The organism is Kitasatospora sp. NPDC001539 (assembly GCF_040298565.1).
GTDB lineage: Bacteria > Actinomycetota > Actinomycetes > Streptomycetales > Streptomycetaceae > Kitasatospora.
This window is the reverse complement of record NZ_JBEPAK010000463.1, coordinates 1-1,901: the sequence shown is the minus strand read 5'-3', so window position 1 is coordinate 1,901 and position 1,901 is coordinate 1. Positions and strand designations below refer to the sequence as shown.

The 1,901-nt window shown below is 71.0% G+C and carries 1 protein-coding gene; it reads left to right on the top strand.

Annotation, left to right across the window (positions count from 1 at the left end; genetic code table 11):
* Positions 1–867 precede the first annotated feature (867 nt).
* The gene (locus ABT247_RS33265; protein ID WP_350750309.1) at positions 868–1,449 is read left to right on the top strand and encodes a Fic family protein; all 582 of its coding nucleotides are present in this window, start codon (positions 868–870) and stop codon (positions 1,447–1,449) included.
* Positions 1,450–1,901: the final 452 nt, after the last annotated feature.

The window sequence follows — 1,901 nt, the reverse complement described above, 5'->3', positions numbered from 1 at the left end:
ACGAGCATGCCTACTCGGAGAGTTGCGCGATGGCTGCCTTATGACCAGGGGTTACGCCAAGATCTCTGCTACACCACTCCACGGGACGCCATCCCGGGCGTTCAATATGCTCCACCCCACAGGCCTGACCTGGGACGAGGTCGACCCCGCCGGCCACCCCTTCGACCGCGCTTCGGCGGCGCAGGTGGTCCGCTCCCTCGGCCCGGCACGGCGGGTGCCCTCACGGCTGGACCCCAACCTCGATCTGACCAAAGTCAACTGGACCTGGGAGGTGGCCAAGCCCTGGGCCGATGCCATGACGCATGTGCTGATCGAGCGCTACGGCCGGTGGGCGGCCGGGTGGCGCTGGTCGCTCGGCGAGGGGGACGTCGACGGCGGCCCGGTCGGAAACTGGTGCTGCGGGTCGCACTCGATCACCACTCCGGAGCAGACCCTGGACCACGTCGCGGCGGCGCTGTGCGAGTGGCGCGACTGGCTGGAGCACCTCGCGCAGTGGTTCGATGCCTACCCCCTGGCCCCGCAGACCCTGGCGGCGGACCGGATCCTGTGGGAGCGCGCCGCCCGCAACCTGATCCTGCAGGTGGCCGACCGGACAGGCGCCGAGAGCGGCTGGTACGGGCACTGCCAGCAGGTCCTGGGCTGGTTCCTCAGCTACTGGGGTGTCGCCCCCGAGTTGGCCGAGCGGCTGGTGCGACAGGCGGTCGGCGGCCGCTTCAAGAGCTGGACCGCGCCGGACACCGTCCTGGCGGAGGACATCGCTGAGCGGCTCGTCGGCCCACTGCGCCCGCAGGACACTTACTGGTCACCGGACCCGGGCGAGCTCCCGGACCACCTGGAGCGCTGGCTCGCGGTACGCGAGAGCGTGCCGTGGCCAAACCGCGAGGACAGCGCGGACAGTGGACCGGCGACCCCCGCCCGCGACGGCGCAGCGGAGGACTTCCGCTCCTTCGACGCCGCCGTGGGCCCCGCCCGCGCCGCAGGCCTGCTCACCGCACTGGAACTGGTGCGGGCCGACGCGGCACGTGGTGCCGCGCTCGACTTCGAGCTGCTGCGCGGCTGGAGCAGCACGTACTGGGCACACCCGAGCCGCCACCGCTGCGCGCCCGCCCCGCCTTCGCCAAAGACGACGAGGAGCGCTACGGGATCGGCCCCGACACCCGCACCCGCCTCGACGCCTGTCTGGCACAAGCCGCCGACAGTCGGCTCTCGCTGGCCGCCAGGGCGGCCCGGTCCTACCTGGATGTCTGCTTCTTCCACCCGTTCGACGACGGCAACACCCGCGCCGCCCTGCTCACCCTGCTGTTCGTGCTGGCCCGCGCAGGCGTCACACTCGACTCGGTAGTACTCATCCGCCGGTTCAGCCACCGGGCCGACGACCCGCAGGACGCGCTGAGCCTGTGCCGTTCCGTCGAGCTCCACCTCAGGCAGAACCGCACCGCAGCTCGGTGACCGCCCCGGTACAAGCCGCGCCGCTCGCATCGCGGTCTCTGTTACGGGCGATACCGGAACTTCGCCGACCTACGACACTGCTCTTCAGTACGAACACGACATCACCCTTCAGCGATACGCGGCACTGACCAGCAGCGACCACCGCCCAGCGGCTGAAAACATGCGGCGCACCACCGCTGCAACCCACACACCACCCATCAGCAGGCCAGTGAGTGCGGCGCGGTGCGCCGAGGCGGGAGCGGTGCGCCAAGGCGGGCGGCGCGGGGCGTCGAGGCGGACGCGGCGCGGGGCGGTCCGGGACCAGGAGCGTGTCGAGGCGGGGCCAGGTCGTGTGTGGCCTACTGACCTCTGCCAAACGTGAGCTTCCCCCGTTGAGCGGGAGGTGGTGATTACCTGGTCAGGATGGGTTCAGGCAGTTCGACGGTCACTGGTTCGGCCGTCGCCTGGTTGGC